Here is a 16,922-nt window from a genome sequence, read left to right as displayed (position 1 = left end):
TTCAGCGGTCGCCCAGATCGTTGACGTGATCATCGGCGACCGTCTTCAGTGGTTCTCCGGCGACGGACCTTGGCCCCGTCGCCGCCCACTCGAGGAGGAACCGGCGATGCGTGTTCTGTCCAGTCTGCTCGGCCGCCCGAAAACCCTTCTGCTGGCGTCGGCCCTGGCCGGGGCGTTGACCCTGACCGGGTGCGGAGGATCGGACGACGAGGCCGAGGGGCAGGCGCAGGACGGGGGACCGGTCTCGGTCAGCGTGGGGGTCATCCCGATCCTCGACGTGGCGCCGATCTACCTGGGCATCGAGCAGGGCTTCTTCGAGAAGCAGGGCCTGGAACTGAAGATGGAGACGGCCCAGGGCGGGGCCGCGATCGTGCCCGGCGTGGTCAGCGGCCAGTACCAGTTCGGGTTCAGCAACACCACCTCGCTGCTGATCGCGGCCTCGCAGAATCTGCCCCTGAAAGTTGTTACCAACGGTGTGAACTCGACCGGTGAGAAGGGTAAGGACTTCGGCGGCATCGTGGTGCCGCAAGACAGCCCGATCCAGACCGCCGCCGACCTGGTTGGCAAGCGGGTCGCGGTGAACACGCTGAAGAACATCAACACCACCACCACGAACAAGGTGGTGCGTGACGCCGGCGGCGATCCCTCGCAGATCGCCTACACCGAGCTGCCCTTCCCCGAGATCCCGGCCGCGGTGGCCGGTGGTGACGTGGATGCCGGGCAGGTGGTGGAACCGTTCCTGACCATCGCCAAGCAGCAGGGCATGCGGGAGATCGCCTCCAACTTCGCCCAGACCGACCCGAACCTGAACGTCGGCCTCTACTTCACCTCCCAGCAGTACGCAGGTGAGAACGCCGAAGTGGTGCAGAAGTTCACCTCGGCCATGCAGGAGTCGCTGAAGTACGCCAACGACAACCCGGAGGAGGCCCGGAAGGTGCTCTCCACCTACACCGAGATCGAGCCGGCCGTGCAGGAGGCGGTCACCCTGCCGAGCTGGCCGGAGCAGATCGACACCGCCTCCGTGGAACTGCTCAGCCAGCTGGCGCTGCAGGACGAACTGCTCGACGCCGAGCCCGATCTGACGAAGCTGCTGCCCTGATGAACGCGGCCGCGCTCGAGGTACGCGCTCTGGCCAAGACTTACGAAGGGCACAAGCGCCGGGTGGAGGCGATCCGCGAGCTCACCTTCAGCGTCGGCACCGGGCGGCTGGTCTGCGTGGTCGGGCCCTCGGGAGCCGGAAAGACCACGCTGCTGCGGTGTATCGCTGGCCTGCTGGCCCCGACGTCCGGCGAGGTGCTGCTGAACGGGCAGAAGGTCACCGGCCCGCCGCCGGGTATGGCGGTGGTGTTCCAGGAGTACGGGCGCAGCCTGTTCCCCTGGATGACGGTGCGGCAGAACGTGGAACGGCCGCTGATCGAGAAGGGGATGAAGAAGCCGCAGCGGCGGGCCGCGGTGGACGACGCCCTGTTCGCGGTCGGTCTGCTCGAGAGCCACGACGCGCACCCCTGGCAACTCTCGGGCGGTATGCAGCAGCGCGTTGCGATCGCCCGCGCGGTGGCCTACCAGCCCAGCGTTCTGGTGATGGACGAGCCGTTCGCCGCGGTCGACGCCCAGACCCGGGGCGAGCTGGAGGATCTGGTGCGGGACCTGTGGCGGCGCCTCGGCGTCACCACCCTGTTCGTCACGCACGACATCGACGAGGCGGTCTATCTGGGCGAGCGGGTGCTGGTGCTGTCCAACCGGCCCACCCAGCTGCTGCAGGACGTGACCATCGACCTTCCGGCCGAGCGCGACCAGCTCAGCACCCGCTCCGAGCCTCGTTTCACCGAGCTGCGCTCCCAGGTGTACCGCCTGGTGCAGCAGGCCAAGCAGGGGGTGCGCGAGGTGGCCGAGCTGAAGGAACATCCGTGAAATACGCGCCTGGTAGACCGGGCGGATGCTCACCATCACCGGCGCCCGTAGCGTTCTGATCGACCAGCACACCACCACAACGAAGGACGTGGTGGTCGCCGACGGTCGCATTGTCGCCGAGGCGGTGGGTGAGGGGGAGATTTTGGACGCCGCGGGCGGCGTGGTCACGCCCGGTCTGGTGAACGCGCATCACCATTTGTTGCAGAGCGCCTTCCGCACGCTGCCGGGCTCGCGGGGCGTGCCGATGCGTGAATGGCTGGGTGTGATGGGCGCCGCTTACACCCGGGCCGGGGTGGATCCGGAGCTGGCCGGGGCGGCGGCGTCGGTGGGGCTGGCGGAGTCGCTGCTGAACGGCGTCACCACGGTCGCCGACCACCATCTGACCTGGCCGAGCGGCTGCGACGACGTGGGCATCGCGCGGGCCGTGGTGCAGGCCGCGCAGCAGGTGGGCGCCCGGCTGGTGTTCGTGCGGGGCAGCGCCCGGGACGACCCGCAGGAGGCCGCGGCCTCGGCGACCAGGATCGTGGAGAGCCTGCCCACCGGCTCGGACGGGATGCTCCAGCTGGCCGTGGGCCCGGCCGGGGTGCACAGCGACTCCCGCGAGACCTTCGAGCTGCTGGGCGAGGTGGCGGCCCGGTTCGGGCTGAGGCGGCGCACCCAGGCCAACGAGCAGGTCGATGTGGAGGTGGCGCTGGAACGATACGGACGGCGTCCGCTCGATCTGCTGCAGGAGTGGGGCTGGCTGGAGCCGGACGTCACGGTGGCGCACCTGTGCGACGTGACCGGCGACGAGATCAAGCGGCTGGCCGCGGCCGGGATCACCGCCACCCATGCGCCCGGCTGTGACGTGCCGATGGGCTGGGGCGTGGCCCCGGTGGCGGCCCTGCTGGAGGCGGGCATCGAGGTCGGGCTGGGCACGAGCGGGGGCGGCAGCAACGACGCCGGGCATCTGCTGGCCGATGCCCGCCTGGCGATGCAGGTTTCGGCGTTGGCCGGGCCTGCCTTGCCGGCGCGCACGGTGCTGGGGATGGCGACGGCCGGGTCGGCGGCGGGTCTGGGCCGTCCGGAACTCGGTCACCTGCGGGTGGGCGCAGCCGCGGACCTGTGCGTGTGGGACGTGAGTGGGGTGGCCGATGCGGGGGTGGCCGATCCGGTCGCCGGGTTGCTGTGGGCTTCGCCCGGGCGGCGGCCCCGGCACGTGGTGGTCGGCGGGCGCGTGGTGGTGCGGGACTACCTGCTGACCGGGGTTGACGAACCCGATCTGGTGGCCGGTCTGGACCGGGTGCTGAGCCGGGGACGTCAGCGCTGACCTCAGAGCTGCCTCGAGCTCACACCGGCCGGGTGCCTTCCTTGACGATGAACAGCCGATAGGCGCCGGCCCCGGACCAGCGGTGCGGTACTCCGGCACTCAGGTACAGCGAGTCCCCGGCCTCCAGCGTGACCCGGCCCTCGGCCCCCAGGTCGATCAGCACCCGGCCCAGGGTGACGTGCACGAACTCGTCCTCCGCGTGCTGGTAGTACTCGCCCGGGTCGGTGTTGTCGCCCTCGAACATCATCGGTTGCATCCGGCGGTCGCCGCTGGTGAGCAGCCGGGCCCGGCCCAGGCCGTAGGGGCCGGTGGTTCCCTCGTGGGCCCGCTGCACCTGCACGGCCGGGGTGTGAGGATGGCCATCGACCGGCCCCTCGACCGGTCCGGCAGCCAGCAGCTCGACCTGGCTCGTGCCCAGGGCCAGGGCGATCTCAGCCAAGGACGAGATGCTCGGGTTGGTCAGTCCCCGCTCGACCTTGCTCAGGAAGCCGTGGGTGAGGCCCGCCGACGCGGCCAGCTCGGCCAGGGTGAGGCCGCGCGCGCGGCGGATCTGCCGGATCCGGGTTCCGAGGGGCTGCACGCTGACGGCTGACTCCTTCGTGGTCGCAACTCTTTACCGCAGCGTCCCCGCCCGTGACATGGCCGAAACGCGGGATGCCTAGATTCGCCGATGTTCCTGACAGGAACATTTCGCGAGCATCCTACGCAAGTACCGAAGGTCGTCCAGCGGCCGGAAGGAGAACCGTGCCGGCCCTGCCTCAGCCCCTCACCCGCCTGCTCAACGCCACCCTGCCAGAAGGGCGAACAGTGGACGTGGGTCTGCGTGGCGGTCGGGTGAGTGAGGTGGTCGAGGCCGAGGGCCGGGCGGCGATCGAAGGTGAGCTCGACCTGAAGGGCTGGGTCCTGCTCACCGCCCCGGCCGAACCGCACGCCCATCTGGACAAGGCCCTCTCCTGGGACCAGATCGCCCCGCCGATGGGTGATCTGCGACTGGCGATCGATTCGTGGCGGGCCCACAGCCACACCATGACCACCGAGAGCATCGCCGAACGGGCTTTCGCCGCAGCCCAGTTGATGCTGCGCAACGGCACCACGGCCGTGCGCACCCACGTCGACCTGCTGGTCGGGCCGCAGCCGCTGCGCGGTGTGCAGGCGCTGGCCGGGCTGCGTGAACGGCTGCAGGGACGGATGGACCTGCAGATCACTGCGCTGGCCGCGCCGGACACGCCCGACGAGATCGTGCACGCAGCCCTGGATCTGGGCGTGGACCTGGTGGGCGGCGCGCCGCACCTGGCCCCCGATCCGCTGCGCGACCTCACCCGTCTGCTGGCCATCGCCGAGTCCCGCGGCGTGGGCACCGACATCCACACCGACGAGGGCCTGGACGGCGAACCCACTCTCACCTACTACGCCAAGGCCGTGCAGGACTGGCCGGCCGACCGGATCCGCTCGGCCGGGCACTGCGTGCGCCAGGGCACCCTCGAGCCGGCCGAGCTGGCTCAGACTGTCGAGGCGGTCAAAGCGGCTGATTTGGGCATCATCTCGCTGCCCATCACCAACCTCTACCTGCAGGGCTGGCAGCATCCGGTCTCCACCCCGCGGGGGTTGACCGCGCTGCGGGCCTTCCTCGACGCCGGGGTCAAAATTGCTGGGGGAGCGGACAACCTGCGGGACCCGTTCAACCCGGTGGGCCGCGGCGACGCCCTCGAAACCGCCTCCCTGTTGGTCACGGCCGGCCACCTGACCCTGACCGAGGCCTACCACGCCGTGTCGGCCGGGGCCCGCGAGGTGCTCGGCCTGCCGCCGGCCGGAGCCTTCCCCGGTGCGGTCGCCGACTTCCTCGCGGTGCGGGGCAACAGCCTGGGAGAAGTGGTCGCGGCCGCCCCCGCCGACCGGATCGTCCTGTACCGAGGCGCCCTGGTGGCGCGATCGTCCGTTGTTCACGAAACCGCCCTGTAGAGAAGGAGGTGACCATGTCTGACGAGACCCCGGCCGTCCTGCTCGATTTCGAAGACGTGTCGATGCGCTTCCCCGACGGCACGAACGCCCTCACCGGCGTGGACCTGAAGGTCGCCCGGGGCGAGTTCGTCTCGGTGGTGGGGCCGTCCGGCTGCGGCAAGTCCACCCTGCTGCGCATCGCCTCGGGCCTGGAGAAGGCCTCCACCGGAAAGGCCTCGGTCAGCTCCGACCGGATCGGCTACGTGTTCCAGGACGCCACGCTGCTGGCCTGGCGGTCCGTGCGCCGCAACGTCGAGCTGCTGGCCGAGCTGCACGGGGTGCCCAAGGCCGAGCGCTCCGAGCGGGCCACCAAGGCGATCGAGCTGGTCGGCCTGAACGGCTTCGAGAAGCACCTGCCGCGCCAGCTCTCCGGCGGTATGCGGATGCGCACGTCGCTGGCCCGCTCGCTCACCCTCGACCCGGAACTGTTCCTGTTCGACGAGCCGTTCGGGGCCCTCGACGAGATCACCCGGGAGCGGCTGAACGACGAGCTGCTGAAACTCTTCGTGCAGCAGGGCTTTGCCGGGCTGTTCATCACCCACTCGGTGGCCGAGGCGGTCTACCTCTCCACCAAGGTCCTGGTGATGTCCGGCCGGCCGGGCACGATCGTCGAGGAGTTCGACGTGCCGTTCGCGATGCCCCGCGACCCGGACATCCGTTTCACCGGGGAGTTCGCCACCCTGGTGGGCAAGATCTCGCACGCCCTGCGGGAGGGACACCGATGAAACTCAACTGGTGGCAGCCCACCATCGTGCTCGGCCTGGTGATCGGGTTCTGGTACGCCGTGGCCTACTGGTACGACAAGGGCAAGGAACTGGCCTTCGTGGTGCCCTACCCGCACCTGGTGCTGGACACCGCGGTCACCGACCCGGCGTTCCGCAAGGCGCTGCTGGACAACCTGTTCCAGACCCTGGTGGTCACCGCCACCGGCCTGCTGATCGCGGTGGTGATCGGGATGTCCTGGGCGGTGCTGATGTCGCAGGCCCGCTGGCTGGAGCACTCGCTCTACCCCTACGCGGTGATCCTGCAGACCATCCCGATCCTGGCGATCGTGCCGCTGATCGGCACCATCTTCGGCTACGAGTTCGCCTCCCGGGTCATCGTCACGGTGATGATCGCGCTGTTCCCGCTGGTCTCCAACACCCTGTTCGGCCTGCACTCGGTCGACCGGGCCCAGCGCGAGCTGTTCCGGCTCAACGGCGCCGGGCGGCTCACCACCCTGCTGAAACTCCAGCTCCCGGCCGCGCTCCCGGCGATCTTCGTGGGCCTGCGCACCGCGGCCGGGCTGGCCGTGATCGGGGCGATCGTGGGCGACCAGTTCTTCCAGCGCGGCACCCCCGGGCTGGGCGTGCTGATCCAGGTCTCCAACTCCCGGCTCAACGGGGCCGGCACGTTCGCCGCCATCATCACCGCCTCACTGCTCGGCGTGTTCGTCTTCCTGCTGTTCGGGCTGCTGGGCCGGCTGGTCACCGGCAAGTGGTCCGAAGCCTCCTGAACGTTCCCGAAACCGTGCTGCCCCTAGGAGATCTGATGTCCCACCGTACTGTGCGCCGCGCTCTGGCCGCCGGACTCGCCCTGGCCACGGTGGCCGGTCTGGCCGCCTGCGGATCGTCCGACGAGGAAGACAGCGGTGCCGGTTCCGGCGCGAGCGCCGCGATCGGCGACGTGGACCTCTCGGCCGACTGCCCGGCCACCGTCGTCATCCAGACCGACTGGAACCCCGAGGCCGAGCACGGCCACCTGTACCAGCTGCTGGGCAAGGACTACACCGCCGACGCGGCCCAGAAGTCGGTCTCCGGGCCGCTGCTGTACAAGGGGCAGGCCACCGGGGTGGACGTCGAGATCCGTTCGGGCGGGCCGGCCATCGGCTTCTCCACCGTGACCAGCCAGATGTACCAGGACAAGGACATCATGCTGGGCTACGCCAACACCGACGAGGCGGTCCAGCTGTCGGCCAAGAACCCGGTGACGGCGGTGTTCGCCCCGCTGGAGAAGAGCCCGCAGATGATCATGTGGGACCCGGAGACCTATCCGGACGTCACCGACATCGCCGGCCTCGGCCAGTCGCTGAAGTCCAGCGGTGGCGTGGTCCGCTACTTCGGCGGCGCCGCCTACATGGAGTACCTGGTCAGCTCCGGGAAGCTGGACAAGAGCGTGGTCGACGGCACCTACGACGGCGCCCCGGCCAAGTTCGTCTCGGCCAAGGGCAAGGACGCGCAGCAGGGCTTCGCCAGCGCCGAGCCGTACGTGTACTCCACCGAGGTGCCGGCCTGGGGCAAGGAGGTGAAGTACCAGCTGGTGCACGACGCCGGCTACCCGTTCTACTCCTCGCCCCTGTCGGTGCGCAGCGGCGACCTGGAGAAGTACAGCCCCTGCCTGAAGAAGCTGGTGCCGGTGCTGCAGCAGGCCGAGGTGGACTACTTCGCCGACCCGGCCGCCACCAACGAGCTGGTGCTGGACCTGGTCACCCAGTTCAACAACGGCTGGGTGTACAGCGCGGGCGCGGCCGACTACTCGGTCGAGACCATGCTCGGGCAGGGCATCGTCAGCAACGGTGAGAACGACTTCGTCGGCGACATCGACGCCGAGCGGGTGCAGAGCATCATCGACATCACCACCCCGATCTACACCGCCGCCAACAACGCGCCCAAGGCCGGCCTGAAGCCGGAGGACCTGTTCACCAACGAGTTCCTCGACGAGACCATCGGGCTGTCCTGATGCGCGAACGCGTTCGGGCCCTGGCCGCGGAGCTGCTCGACCTGCTCGGCCCGGACGGGGTGAGCAGTCAGGACGCGGCGCTGGACCGGGCCTCGGCCGACGGGGCCCGGCTCTCGCCGATCATCGTCGAGCAGCTCCCGCTGGGCCGGGCCGAACTGGTGGCCTGGCCCACCAGCGCCGAGCTGATCGCCCAGACCGTGGCCGCGGCGGTCCGTCACCAGGTGCCGATCACCCCGCGCGGCAAGGGCACCGGCAACTACGGTCAGGCCATCCCGATGAGCGGCGGGCTGGTGCTCGACACCACCCGGGCCCGCAGCATCGTCGAGATCGGCGAGGGCTACGCGGTGGTCGAGGCGGGCGTGCCGATGGCGGCGATCGAGCACGCGGCCAACGCGGCCGGGCAGCAGGTGCTGATGTATCCCTCCACCGCCAACTCCAGCATCGGCGGGTTCCTGTCCGGCGGCTCGGGCGGCACCGGCTCGATCCGGCACGGCATGCTGCACCAGGACTTCGCCCTGGCCCTGGACGTGGTGCACGCCGAGCCGGACGCGAAGCTGGTGCACGTGGAGGGCGCCCAGGCCGAGCCGTACATCCACAACTACGGCACGGCCGGCATCATCGCCCGGGCCCGCATCGCCCTGGAGCCGCTGCAGCCCTGGCGCGGCCTGTTCGCCAGCTTCGACACGTTCGAGCAGGCGCTCAGCGTGATCCGGCCGTTCGCCGACCTGGAGCCCACCCCACGCCTGGTCTCGGCCGATCCCGCGGTACTGGCCGGGGCGCTGCCCACCGACGCGGCGATCCCACCGGGCCGGGCCAGCCTGCGGGCGATCCTCGACGAGGCCTCGCTGGAGGCGGCCACGGCCCTGGTGACCGGTGCCGGCGGGCGGGTGGAAGACGTGCGCGAGGGCACCCAGGCGATGCTGAAGATCAGCCGGATCTCCTACAACCACCCGATCGAGTGGCTGCAGAAGTCCGCTCCGGGCAAGTACTTCCACGTCGAGGTGGCGGGAGACGCGCTGGTCGACCGGATCGCCGAGGTGGAGGAGGTCTACTTCGGCGGCATGCTGCACATCGAGGCGCAGAAGGGCCGGCCGATCGGGATGCTGGCCGGTATCTACTCCAGCGCCGAGGAGGTCTACGCCGGGTTCGAGCGGCTGACCGCCCTGGGGGTCGGGTTCCACAACTGCCACCAGTGGTACGTGGACTACCAGCCCGAGCGCACCGCCGAACTGGCCCGCAGCACCGATCCGCTGGGCCTGCTCAACCCGGGCAAGCTGCGACAGCCTTCCGGGGTGCTCACCGGGCGGCAGGCATGACGTACAAACTGGCCGAACTCTCCGGCCCGGCGGTCGCGCACAGTCTCACCGACTCGTCCATCGCCGTGATCCCGACCGGCGCGATCGAGCACCACGGGCCGCACCTGCCGCTGCTCACCGACGCGCTGATCGCTTCCGAGGTGGCCGAAGCGGCCGTACAGCAGGGGCTTTCCCAAGGGCTGGACCTGTGGCTGCTGCCCACCCTCACCTACACCAAGTCGGACGAGCACGCCTGGGCGCCCGGCACCATGTGGCTCTCGGCCGAGACGCTCTGGGCCACCCTGGTCGACCTCGGCCGCTCGATCGCCACCACCCCGGCCCGACGGGTGGTGTTCGTCAACGGGCACGGCGGCAACACCGCCCTGCTCGGCGTGGCCAATCGCGAGCTGCGCCGCCGGTTCGGCCTGGACACCTTCAGCATGCCCGCCTCCTTGGGTCAGGCCGAAGGAGGCCCGGACGAGCTGGGTTTCGGTATCCACGCCGGTCACGCCGAGACCTCGGTGGTGATGCACCTACGCCCCGACCTGGTCAATCTGTCGCTGGCCGCCCGCAACGTGCCGGAGCACCTGGCCGAGCTGGAATACATCGGGTTCAACGGCTATCCGGTGAGTTTCGGCTGGACCAGCGACGACTTCGGCCCCTCGGGAGTGATCGGCGACCCGACCGGTGCCAGCGCCGAAGCGGGCGCCACGCTGTTCGCCGAGTCGGTGCGCCGCGCCGTGGGAGCCCTGACCGAGATCTCCACCTTCCGGCACAAGGCATGAGCATCGCGGGGGAGGCCTGGGAACTCCTGAGCGACTGGCTGCCGGGCAATCACGAGCCGGAACGTCCCCAGCTGCAACTGGCCACCGTGACCGACGAAGGCACCCCCGACGTCCATACTGTGCTGTTGACCCGGTTCTCGCCCGAGGGTTTCTGGTTCAACACCGACAGCCGTTCCCGCAAGGCCCAGCAGCTGCGCAGTACCCCGGCCGTGGCCCTGCTCTTCCTCTGGCCGGGGTTCACCCGCCAGCTCAGCGTGCAGGGCGTGGCCTCGGTGGTGCCGACGTCGGAGAGCGCCGAGGCCTACCAGCGGCGCTCGCCCTACCTGCAGCAGCTGGCCTGGCAGAACACCAACGCCTTCGCCCAGCTGCCGGCGTCGGAGCGGGAGGCCCGCTGGGACGCGTTCACGCACAGCGGTGACCTCTCCCAGCCGCCCCCGACCTGGGCGGGCTACCTGGTGCGCCCCGAGCGCCTGACGTTCTGGGAGGGCAACCCGGCCGCCGCCAGTCGGCGCACCGAGTTCACCTGGTGCGCCGGCGAATGGCGAAGGACGTACCTTGCCGGCTGAGCCTCAGGAACCGTCGCGCAGGTCGGCCAGCCGCTCGGGCACGAAGCCGACCTGGTCGAAACGCACGGCGCAGCCCGGGCCGGTGGGCGCCTGGGCCTCGAAACCGAAGCGCAGGGGCTGCTGACCGGTGCCCAGGGTGAAGTAGCGGATCATGTTCCAGGTCTCACCGTCGACCGAGGCGTGGTAGGCGAACGTCTCGCCGATCCGGGACACCCGCAACCACACCGTGTTCTGTTCCACCACGAAAGCGTTGGCGTCGTCGGCCACCCCACGGCACACCACCGAGACCACCATCGGCTCGCCGGCCGGAGAGTACTCGAAACACAGCTTGCCCCAGTGTGCCTCGTCCACCCAGATCAGCAGCACGCCTGCGTCGTAGGTGGCGTTGAAGTCCACCTCCACCTGGGCGACGAACTGGAAGTCGCCCTCGGGGGCCGCGGTGAGCAGGGTGGCAGCGTTCAGCAGGGCGGGGGAGGCGAGCGTGGCTGCGGTGCCCGACGGGTCCACGAAGATGTCGCTCTTCGGGTGCGCGGTGGTGCTGAGCACGCCGTCGGTGACCTCCCAGGTGGAATCGGGGGAGGGGGTCAGGTCGAAGGGCAGGCCGGGCACACGCGTCGTCGTCATGCCGTGATCCTTTCAGCCCGCTCAGGCCATGGGTAGGCCGTTCTCCGCATAGACCGTGCCGCCGTGCAGGTGGGCACCGAGCGCGGCGGTGACGATCCGGGCCATTCGCGGGTTGGTCAGGCGCGGCACGTCCTCGGCGGTGCACCAGGTCCAGGCGCGCAGCTCCTCGTCCTGCAGCACGATCTCGGCCTCGTCCAGGGCACCCCCTTCGAACACCCAGTTGATGCTGTCGCCACCCGGCACCCGCGGCGGGGCGTAGTTGACCAGCAGCAGCCGCCCGGGCGCGACCTGCACCCCGAGCTCTTCGTGGGTCTCCCGGAAAGCCCCCGCCTGCGGCGACTCACCGGCCTCGATCACACCCCCCGGCAGGTCCCAGCCCTCCTTGTAGGTGGGCTCGACCAGCAGCACCCGCGGCTGCGGCCCGGTGTGCTCGGTGAACAGAACGGCCGCCCCCATCACCTTCCGAGGCAGCGAGGCCAGCCACTGGGCGTGCTCTTCTTCGGTATAGGTCACGCGGGCCACGGTAAGACGATCGGCGGGCGCATTGCTACCGTTCCCCGGGTGCGTCCCGCCGAAGCTCTGACCCTGGCCACCACCACGAACGCGGCCGTGGTCGTCCTGGTCGAGGGCGAGAGCGACCAGGGGGCGGTGCAGGCTCTGGCCCGCCGTCAGGGCATCGACCTGCAGGCGCTCCGGATCATCGTGGTCCCGATGGGCGGCGCCTCCGGGATTGCGCGCTTCGTCGAGGTTCTGGGGCGTCAGGGGCTTGGGCTGCCACTCGTCGGTCTCTTCGACGAGGCCGAGATCGGCTACGTGCGAAGGGCTCTGGAACGAGCCGGCTGGTTCCCCCGGTACCTGGGCTCGCGTCAGGATCTGTTTGAGGACGTGTCGGCGCGGGCTGGTCTGGCAGCGCTGGGTTTTCATGCGTGCGTGGTGGATCTCGAGGATGAGCTGATCCGTGCGCTGGGGGCGGAGGCGGTGCTGGGGGTGGTGGAGGCCGAGGGCGAGATGCCCCGCTTCCAGGCCCTGGCCCAGCAGCCCGACCATCGCGGCGAACCGGTCGAGGCCCAGCTGCACCGCTTCCTGGGCACCCGCGCCGGCCGTAAGGTCCACTACCCGCCCCGCCTGGTCGAGGCCCTGACCCCAGGGGCTGAGCCGGCCTGCCTGGTGGGGGTGCTGCGCTCGGCCCTCGCGGTCAGGGAGTCAGGTCTCAGGAAGTCAGATTGACGAAGCTGTCCTCGGGGGAGCAGGTGTCCCGGTCGTTCTCGCCGACGCTGAGCAGGCCCCACCACGAAAAGGTGGGCCCGTACGCAGCCAGCACCTCACGCGGGAACTCGGCCACCAGTCGTCCATCGGTCATCTCCACCACCTGGCCGCAGTCCAGCTGGTGCCGGGGCTTGAACTGGTGGCGGTAGGTGCGGGTCATGCCGTCGGGACTGCGCTCCACCGCCAGAAGGGCGTTCTGGTGCACGTCGGGCTGGGACTTGATCCACACGGCGAACCGCGTGGTCTGCTCGGTGTCGAGTTCGCCGGACCAGCGGAACTCGGCCCGCACCGGGTCACCGGAGGTATCGAGCTTCACGTTGAAGGCCGGTTCAGTCACGAAGGGTGAGTTTAGCCATCCGGAGAGTCAGCGGCGCACCTGAATGGTGTTCATCGGCGCGGTGTCGGCGGGCCTGCGGGGCTGGCTGGGTTTGCCGATCACCGGGGTCGGGGAGGTGGTCGGGTCCTTGACCGGGGACGGGTCGCCCTGGTTCGGAGCCGGCCGGGTGGTTCGCGGGGCGGTCACCTCGGAGGACGGGTGCAGGGGTTCCGGGGTGGCGTAGAACCAGCCCTGGGCCACGTCGCAGCCGATCTCGCGGATCTGGGCGTCCTGCTCGGCCGTCTCCACCCCCTCGGCGGTCACCAGGAGGTCCAGGCTGTGGGCGAGGTCGACCAGCGTCCTGAGGATCTGCTGGTCGATCGGCGACCACGGACGTCCTGACTTGGTGCTCTGCAGGAACGTCCCGGCCAGCTTGAGCTCGTGCCAGGGCAGCCGGCGCAGCGCGGCCAGGTTGCTGTAGCCGGTGCCGAAGTCGTCCATCACCAGGCGCACGCCCATGTCGATCAGCGAGTCCAGCACCGCCACCGGCTCCGGGTCGTCCAGGTTCATCACCACGCTCTCGGTGATCTCCACCCGCAGCCGCGAGGGCTCCAGCTGGGCCTGGTCCAGGGTGCGCCGCACGTCGTCCAGCAGTTGCGGCGAGTACAGCTGCCGCACACTGACGTTGATGTTCACCGCGGGCCAGTCACTCACCGCCAGATCGGCGCAGGCCCGGTCCATCACCCAGCGCCCGATCGGCAGGATCGCGGCGTTCTCCTCGGCGATCCGGATGAACATGTCCGGTGAGAGCGAGCCCATGGTCGGGTGTTTCCAGCGCAGCAGGGCCTCGACGCTGTGCAGGTCGCCGTCGCTGAGGCGGATCAGCGGCTGGTACACCAGGGCCAGCTCACCGCGCTCGACCAGACCCGGCAGCTGCATGGCGACCTGGAAGCGGGTCAGCTGACCGGCCTTACGCTGCGGGTCGTGCTCCACCACCCGCCCCTTGCCGGCCTCCTTGGCCGCGTGCAGGGCCAGGTCGGCCGCCTGCATGATCTCGGCCGAGTTCGCCCCGGCCGCAGCCAGTTCCACCACCCCGACACTGGCGCCCACCTGCACCGGCAGCTGCCCGGTGACCTTCAGCGGCTGCTTCAGGGCGGCCAGGAGGTCCTCGGCCACCTGCATCGGCGCCACGTCCCGCGAGCAGCCGGTGAGCAGGGCCACGAACTCGTCCCCGGCCAGCCGGGCGACGAACGCGCCGGAGGGCAGGGCGGCCTCGGAGAGCCGCTCGGCCACCGCGATCAGCACCCGGTCGCCGACGATGTGCCCGCGGGAGTCGTTGACGAACTTGAAGCCGTCCAGGTCGATGAACAGCACGGCGACCCGCTCGTCGGGGCCCGGGTCGGCCACCGCCCGGTCGAGGTGCTGCAGGAACAGCACCCGGTTGGGCAGACCGGTGAGGGGGTCGTGGGTGGCCTCGTGCTGCAGCCGTTCCTGCAGCAGGCGGCGGTCGGTGATGTCCTCGACCACCGCCACCATGAAGGCCGGGTTGTCGTCGGAGTCGCGGATCAGGCTGACGCTGAGGTTGGTCCAGATCCCCTCGCCGTCCTTGCGCACGAAGCGCTTCTCGGCCTTGAACTCCTCCAGCACCCCGGAGGCGGTGTCGGCGTACTGCTGCCAGACCGCCGCTCCGTCCTCGGGGTGGATGTACTCCTGGATCTTCATGGCCCGCATCTCGTCCACCGTGAGGCCGAACATGTTCTGCAGGGAGGCGTTCACCTCGATGACGTTGCCCTCGATGTCGCCGACGGCGATGCCCACCGGGGCCTGGTCGACCAGCCGGCGCCAGCGCGCCTCCGACTCCGACAGCGCCCTGGCCACCTCGTCGCGGGCGGCCGAGGAGGCCTGGTGGATCGACTCCTGCTGGGTCAGCAGCCGCTGCTGCACGGCGGCCGCGTGCCCGGTGGCCAGTCCGCCCTGCATCCGCACGAGCTGCTGCTCGCGGTGCACGTCGCCGACGTCGGGCGCGTAGCGGGCCAGCACCATCAGCGCCTCGCCGATCGCCTTGGGCGCCGTGAGGTGGGCGTCGGCGAGCATCCGGCCGAGCCGACGCCCCGCGGCCTGGGCATCGGCCGAGGGCGTCAGGCCCGCCATCGTCACCATGGTCAGCCGCTCGGCCAGGTGCGCGAACTCCTGCTCACTGGCCAGCGGGTCGCCGGCCTCGCGCAGGGCCTGCTCCCAGCCCGCGATGAGCTTCTTCTGGGTCATCAGGCCGTCTGCACGCTCAGCCGGTCAGGGCTTGCGGCCCACTCCGGCCCAGCCCGGGAACCGCTCGGCATCCTTGGCCGAGATCTCCTCCTCCGGGTGCCAGAGGGCCAGTAGGGTCACGCCGGGCTCGACCAGTTCGTAGCCGGCGAAGAACGCCTCGACCTCACCGCGACCGCGGTAATTCATCGTGCTGGTGGCCTTCTTGTACAGATCGCGCATACCCTCGGTCTGCTCGCTCGGGTGCAGCTCGTCGGTGGCGTGGCAGATCAGCAGGTAGCTGCCCGAGGCGCTCCAGTCGCGGTAGGTCGCGATCAGCTCGGCCGGCTTGGCCTCGTCCGGCACGAAGTGCAGCAGGGCGCACAGCAGTACCGCGGTCGGCTGGGTGGGGTCGAGCAGACCCAGCCCGTTCACCTCGTCCAGCAGTTCGCCGGGCTTGGTGAAGTCACCGGCCAGGACGGCGGCGTTGGTGTTGCCCTCCAGCAGCGAGCGGCTGTGGGCCACCGCCACCGGGTCGTTGTCGACGTAGACGACCTTGGCGTCGGGGGCGAGGTCCTGCGCCACCTGGTGCACGTTGCCCACGGTGGGGATGCCCGAGCCGATGTCCAGGAACTGCCGCACCCCCTGCTCGATCAGGTAGGTCACGCCGCGCCGCAGGAACGCCCGGTTCGCCTTCATGATCAGCGGGAGGTCGGGCCACCCGGCGATGGCCTTCTCGGCCATCTCCCGGTCCGGGCCGAAGTTGTGGAACCCGCCGAGGTAGTAGTCGTAGACCCGGGAGACGCTGGGACGGCTGAGGTCGATGTCCTCGCCCACCCACTGCGGATTCGTCAAAGTCGGACCACCCATCAGCTCTGGCTACCGCGACCGGAGGGCCCGCCCGACGTCCGGGCGGGACCGAAGCGCATTCGCTACCGGACGGTACCAGAACACCGTTAAGTGGCAGTTAGTTCTCCAAACGGGCGCAGTGGGCGCCTCTCAGGTGTCGAGCTCGGCCAGCATGGGCCCGAGCAGGTCGTTCAGTTCCCGTACCAGGACACTCACGGCCCGCATGGCCAGGCCGGGCAGGTCGGGTCCGGGGGCCTCGGGAGCGGGTGGCAGGTCGGTCAGGGGGATCGGGGCGTCGATGAGGAGCAGAGGACGCACGTAGGGGAACCTGCTCATCTCTTCCGGAGAAGGCGTGAGGTACTGCCCGAGAACGGCCGGCCACCCCTGCCAGCCCCGGTCCTGCCCCCAGACCTGGGTCCGGGCCAGCGACTGGGGAAGGCCGGAGACCAGCTGTACGCGGGCGGTCAGCGATCCGTCCCAGGTGTTGCGCTCGCAGGCCACGTCGAGCACCCGCCGATGGAAACGCACATACCCCGGGTCGAGGTAGGGCAACGTGGCCAGTTGCCAGGCGGTGCAGGCGAAACCGACCGGGGAGATGTCGCCCCAGTGCTCCGAGAACACGGCCTCGAGCGCCCGCACGTGCGCGGCGTAGCGCTCGCCGTGCTCCCGGTCGTACTGGTGGTCGATCCAGGCCAGGCTCGGCGTCGGCATGGCGGCACAGCGTAGTGCTTTGCTGACAGCCGCCGGACCTGGTCAGGACCGGAGGGCCGAGCCGAGGTGATCGAACTCGCCGTTGCGCGCCCCCTGCAGCCACGCGGCGGCGCCGTCAGGGGAGAGCCTGAGAACGGCACCCTCGGGATGCTTGGAGTCACGAACTTCGGGGAACCCGGCCTGCTGGCGCATCTGCACACAGGCGCCGTTCGGGTTGGAGGCGCTCGCCTTGATCCAGGGGGTCTCGCTCACCATCGGTCACTCCTTGCGGACGTCGCCTTCGACGGTGATCTGATGGTGCGGGCGAGGCCGTGCCCGGCGGGCGGAGACCAC

At 70.1% G+C, this 16,922-nt stretch carries 19 protein-coding genes; 11 read left to right on the top strand and 8 right to left on the bottom strand.

Features of this window, described 5'->3' with window-relative positions; all coding sequences use genetic code 11:
* Positions 1-106 precede the first annotated feature (106 nt).
* From QSK18_RS19720 to QSK18_RS19710, 3 genes are read left to right on the top strand one after another with little or no spacing between them, the layout of a single operon-like run.
* On the top strand, positions 107-1,099 hold the full coding sequence (locus QSK18_RS19720) for an ABC transporter substrate-binding protein (protein ID WP_285621502.1): 993 nt from the start codon (positions 107-109) through the stop codon (positions 1,097-1,099).
* On the top strand, positions 1,099-1,911 hold the full coding sequence (locus QSK18_RS19715; RefSeq protein ID WP_232809534.1) for an ABC transporter ATP-binding protein: 813 nt from the start codon (positions 1,099-1,101) through the stop codon (positions 1,909-1,911). The genes QSK18_RS19720 and QSK18_RS19715 overlap by 1 nt, the downstream gene beginning before the upstream one ends.
* 25 nt (positions 1,912-1,936) lie before the next feature.
* Entirely contained in the window at positions 1,937-3,220 is a 1,284-nt protein-coding gene (locus tag QSK18_RS19710; protein ID WP_285621498.1) for an amidohydrolase family protein, read from the top strand.
* 19 nt (positions 3,221-3,239) lie between these two features.
* On the opposite strand, the gene QSK18_RS19705 is transcribed toward QSK18_RS19710, so the two are convergent.
* Positions 3,240-3,800, bottom strand: coding sequence for a helix-turn-helix domain-containing protein (locus tag QSK18_RS19705; protein WP_232809536.1), 561 nt, complete (start codon positions 3,798-3,800; stop codon positions 3,240-3,242).
* Positions 3,801-3,964: 164 nt separating this feature from the next.
* On the opposite strand from QSK18_RS19705, the gene QSK18_RS19700 reads away from it, so the two are divergent.
* The 7 genes from QSK18_RS19700 to QSK18_RS19670 are packed head-to-tail and all read left to right on the top strand — an operon-like array spanning position 3,965 to position 10,582.
* Complete coding sequence (locus tag QSK18_RS19700; protein WP_232809537.1) at positions 3,965-5,179, top strand: amidohydrolase family protein; 1,215 nt, start codon at positions 3,965-3,967, stop codon at positions 5,177-5,179.
* A gap of 14 nt (positions 5,180-5,193) precedes the next feature.
* The gene (locus QSK18_RS19695; RefSeq protein ID WP_232809538.1) at positions 5,194-5,943 is read left to right on the top strand and encodes an ABC transporter ATP-binding protein; all 750 of its coding nucleotides are present in this window, start codon (positions 5,194-5,196) and stop codon (positions 5,941-5,943) included.
* A complete protein-coding gene (locus QSK18_RS19690; protein WP_232809539.1) occupies positions 5,940-6,713 on the top strand; it encodes an ABC transporter permease in 774 nt (257 codons plus the stop codon). The genes QSK18_RS19695 and QSK18_RS19690 overlap by 4 nt, the downstream gene beginning before the upstream one ends.
* Before the next feature lie 35 nt (positions 6,714-6,748).
* The gene (locus QSK18_RS19685; RefSeq protein ID WP_232809540.1) at positions 6,749-7,936 is read left to right on the top strand and encodes a substrate-binding domain-containing protein; all 1,188 of its coding nucleotides are present in this window, start codon (positions 6,749-6,751) and stop codon (positions 7,934-7,936) included.
* Positions 7,936-9,252, top strand: a complete 1,317-nt coding sequence (locus tag QSK18_RS19680; RefSeq protein ID WP_232809541.1) for an FAD-binding oxidoreductase — start codon at positions 7,936-7,938, stop codon at positions 9,250-9,252. The genes QSK18_RS19685 and QSK18_RS19680 overlap by 1 nt, the downstream gene beginning before the upstream one ends.
* On the top strand, positions 9,249-10,016 hold the full coding sequence (locus QSK18_RS19675; RefSeq protein WP_232809542.1) for a creatininase family protein: 768 nt from the start codon (positions 9,249-9,251) through the stop codon (positions 10,014-10,016). The genes QSK18_RS19680 and QSK18_RS19675 overlap by 4 nt, the downstream gene beginning before the upstream one ends.
* Positions 10,013-10,582 (top strand): pyridoxamine 5'-phosphate oxidase family protein, encoded by a 570-nt coding sequence (locus QSK18_RS19670; protein WP_285621486.1) that lies wholly within the window; start codon positions 10,013-10,015, stop codon positions 10,580-10,582. Before QSK18_RS19675 ends, QSK18_RS19670 begins: the two co-directional genes overlap by 4 nt.
* A gap of 3 nt (positions 10,583-10,585) precedes the next feature.
* Here QSK18_RS19670 and QSK18_RS19665 read toward each other — a convergent pair whose 3' ends face one another.
* The gene (locus QSK18_RS19665) at positions 10,586-11,206 is read right to left on the bottom strand and encodes a DUF1349 domain-containing protein (RefSeq protein WP_285621483.1); all 621 of its coding nucleotides are present in this window, start codon (positions 11,204-11,206) and stop codon (positions 10,586-10,588) included.
* A 21-nt stretch (positions 11,207-11,227) separates the two neighbouring features.
* The gene (locus QSK18_RS19660) at positions 11,228-11,719 is read right to left on the bottom strand and encodes an NUDIX domain-containing protein (protein WP_232809545.1); all 492 of its coding nucleotides are present in this window, start codon (positions 11,717-11,719) and stop codon (positions 11,228-11,230) included.
* Positions 11,720-11,767: 48 nt separating this feature from the next.
* Between QSK18_RS19660 and QSK18_RS19655 the strand changes: the two genes are divergently transcribed.
* Positions 11,768-12,433: a TOPRIM nucleotidyl transferase/hydrolase domain-containing protein gene (locus QSK18_RS19655; RefSeq protein ID WP_232809546.1), complete on the top strand. Its 666-nt coding sequence runs from the start codon at positions 11,768-11,770 to the stop codon at positions 12,431-12,433.
* Here QSK18_RS19655 and QSK18_RS19650 read toward each other — a convergent pair.
* From QSK18_RS19650 to QSK18_RS19630, 5 genes are all read right to left on the bottom strand, one after another.
* Positions 12,417-12,809 carry a hypothetical protein gene (locus QSK18_RS19650; protein ID WP_232809547.1) on the bottom strand — a complete coding sequence of 131 codons (393 nt, stop codon included), beginning with the start codon at positions 12,807-12,809 and terminating at the stop codon, positions 12,417-12,419. The genes QSK18_RS19655 and QSK18_RS19650 overlap by 17 nt on opposite strands.
* 27 nt (positions 12,810-12,836) lie before the next feature.
* Entirely contained in the window at positions 12,837-15,053 is a 2,217-nt protein-coding gene (locus tag QSK18_RS19645) for a putative bifunctional diguanylate cyclase/phosphodiesterase (RefSeq protein WP_232809548.1), read from the bottom strand.
* Between the two features lie 24 nt (positions 15,054-15,077).
* Complete coding sequence (locus QSK18_RS19640; protein ID WP_232809549.1) at positions 15,078-15,899, bottom strand: SAM-dependent methyltransferase; 822 nt, start codon at positions 15,897-15,899, stop codon at positions 15,078-15,080.
* 129 nt (positions 15,900-16,028) lie between these two features.
* On the bottom strand, positions 16,029-16,589 hold the full coding sequence (locus QSK18_RS19635; RefSeq protein WP_232809550.1) for a hypothetical protein: 561 nt from the start codon (positions 16,587-16,589) through the stop codon (positions 16,029-16,031).
* Positions 16,590-16,631: 42 nt separating this feature from the next.
* A complete protein-coding gene (locus QSK18_RS19630) occupies positions 16,632-16,844 on the bottom strand; it encodes a DUF397 domain-containing protein (RefSeq protein ID WP_285621475.1) in 213 nt (70 codons plus the stop codon).
* Between the last annotated feature and the right edge of the window lie 78 nt (positions 16,845-16,922).

Source organism: Kineosporia sp. NBRC 101677 (assembly GCF_030269265.1).
Lineage (GTDB): Bacteria > Actinomycetota > Actinomycetes > Actinomycetales > Kineosporiaceae > Kineosporia > Kineosporia rhizophila.
The sequence above is the reverse complement of the archived record's forward strand: the minus strand, read 5'-3'. Positions and strand labels throughout refer to the sequence as shown.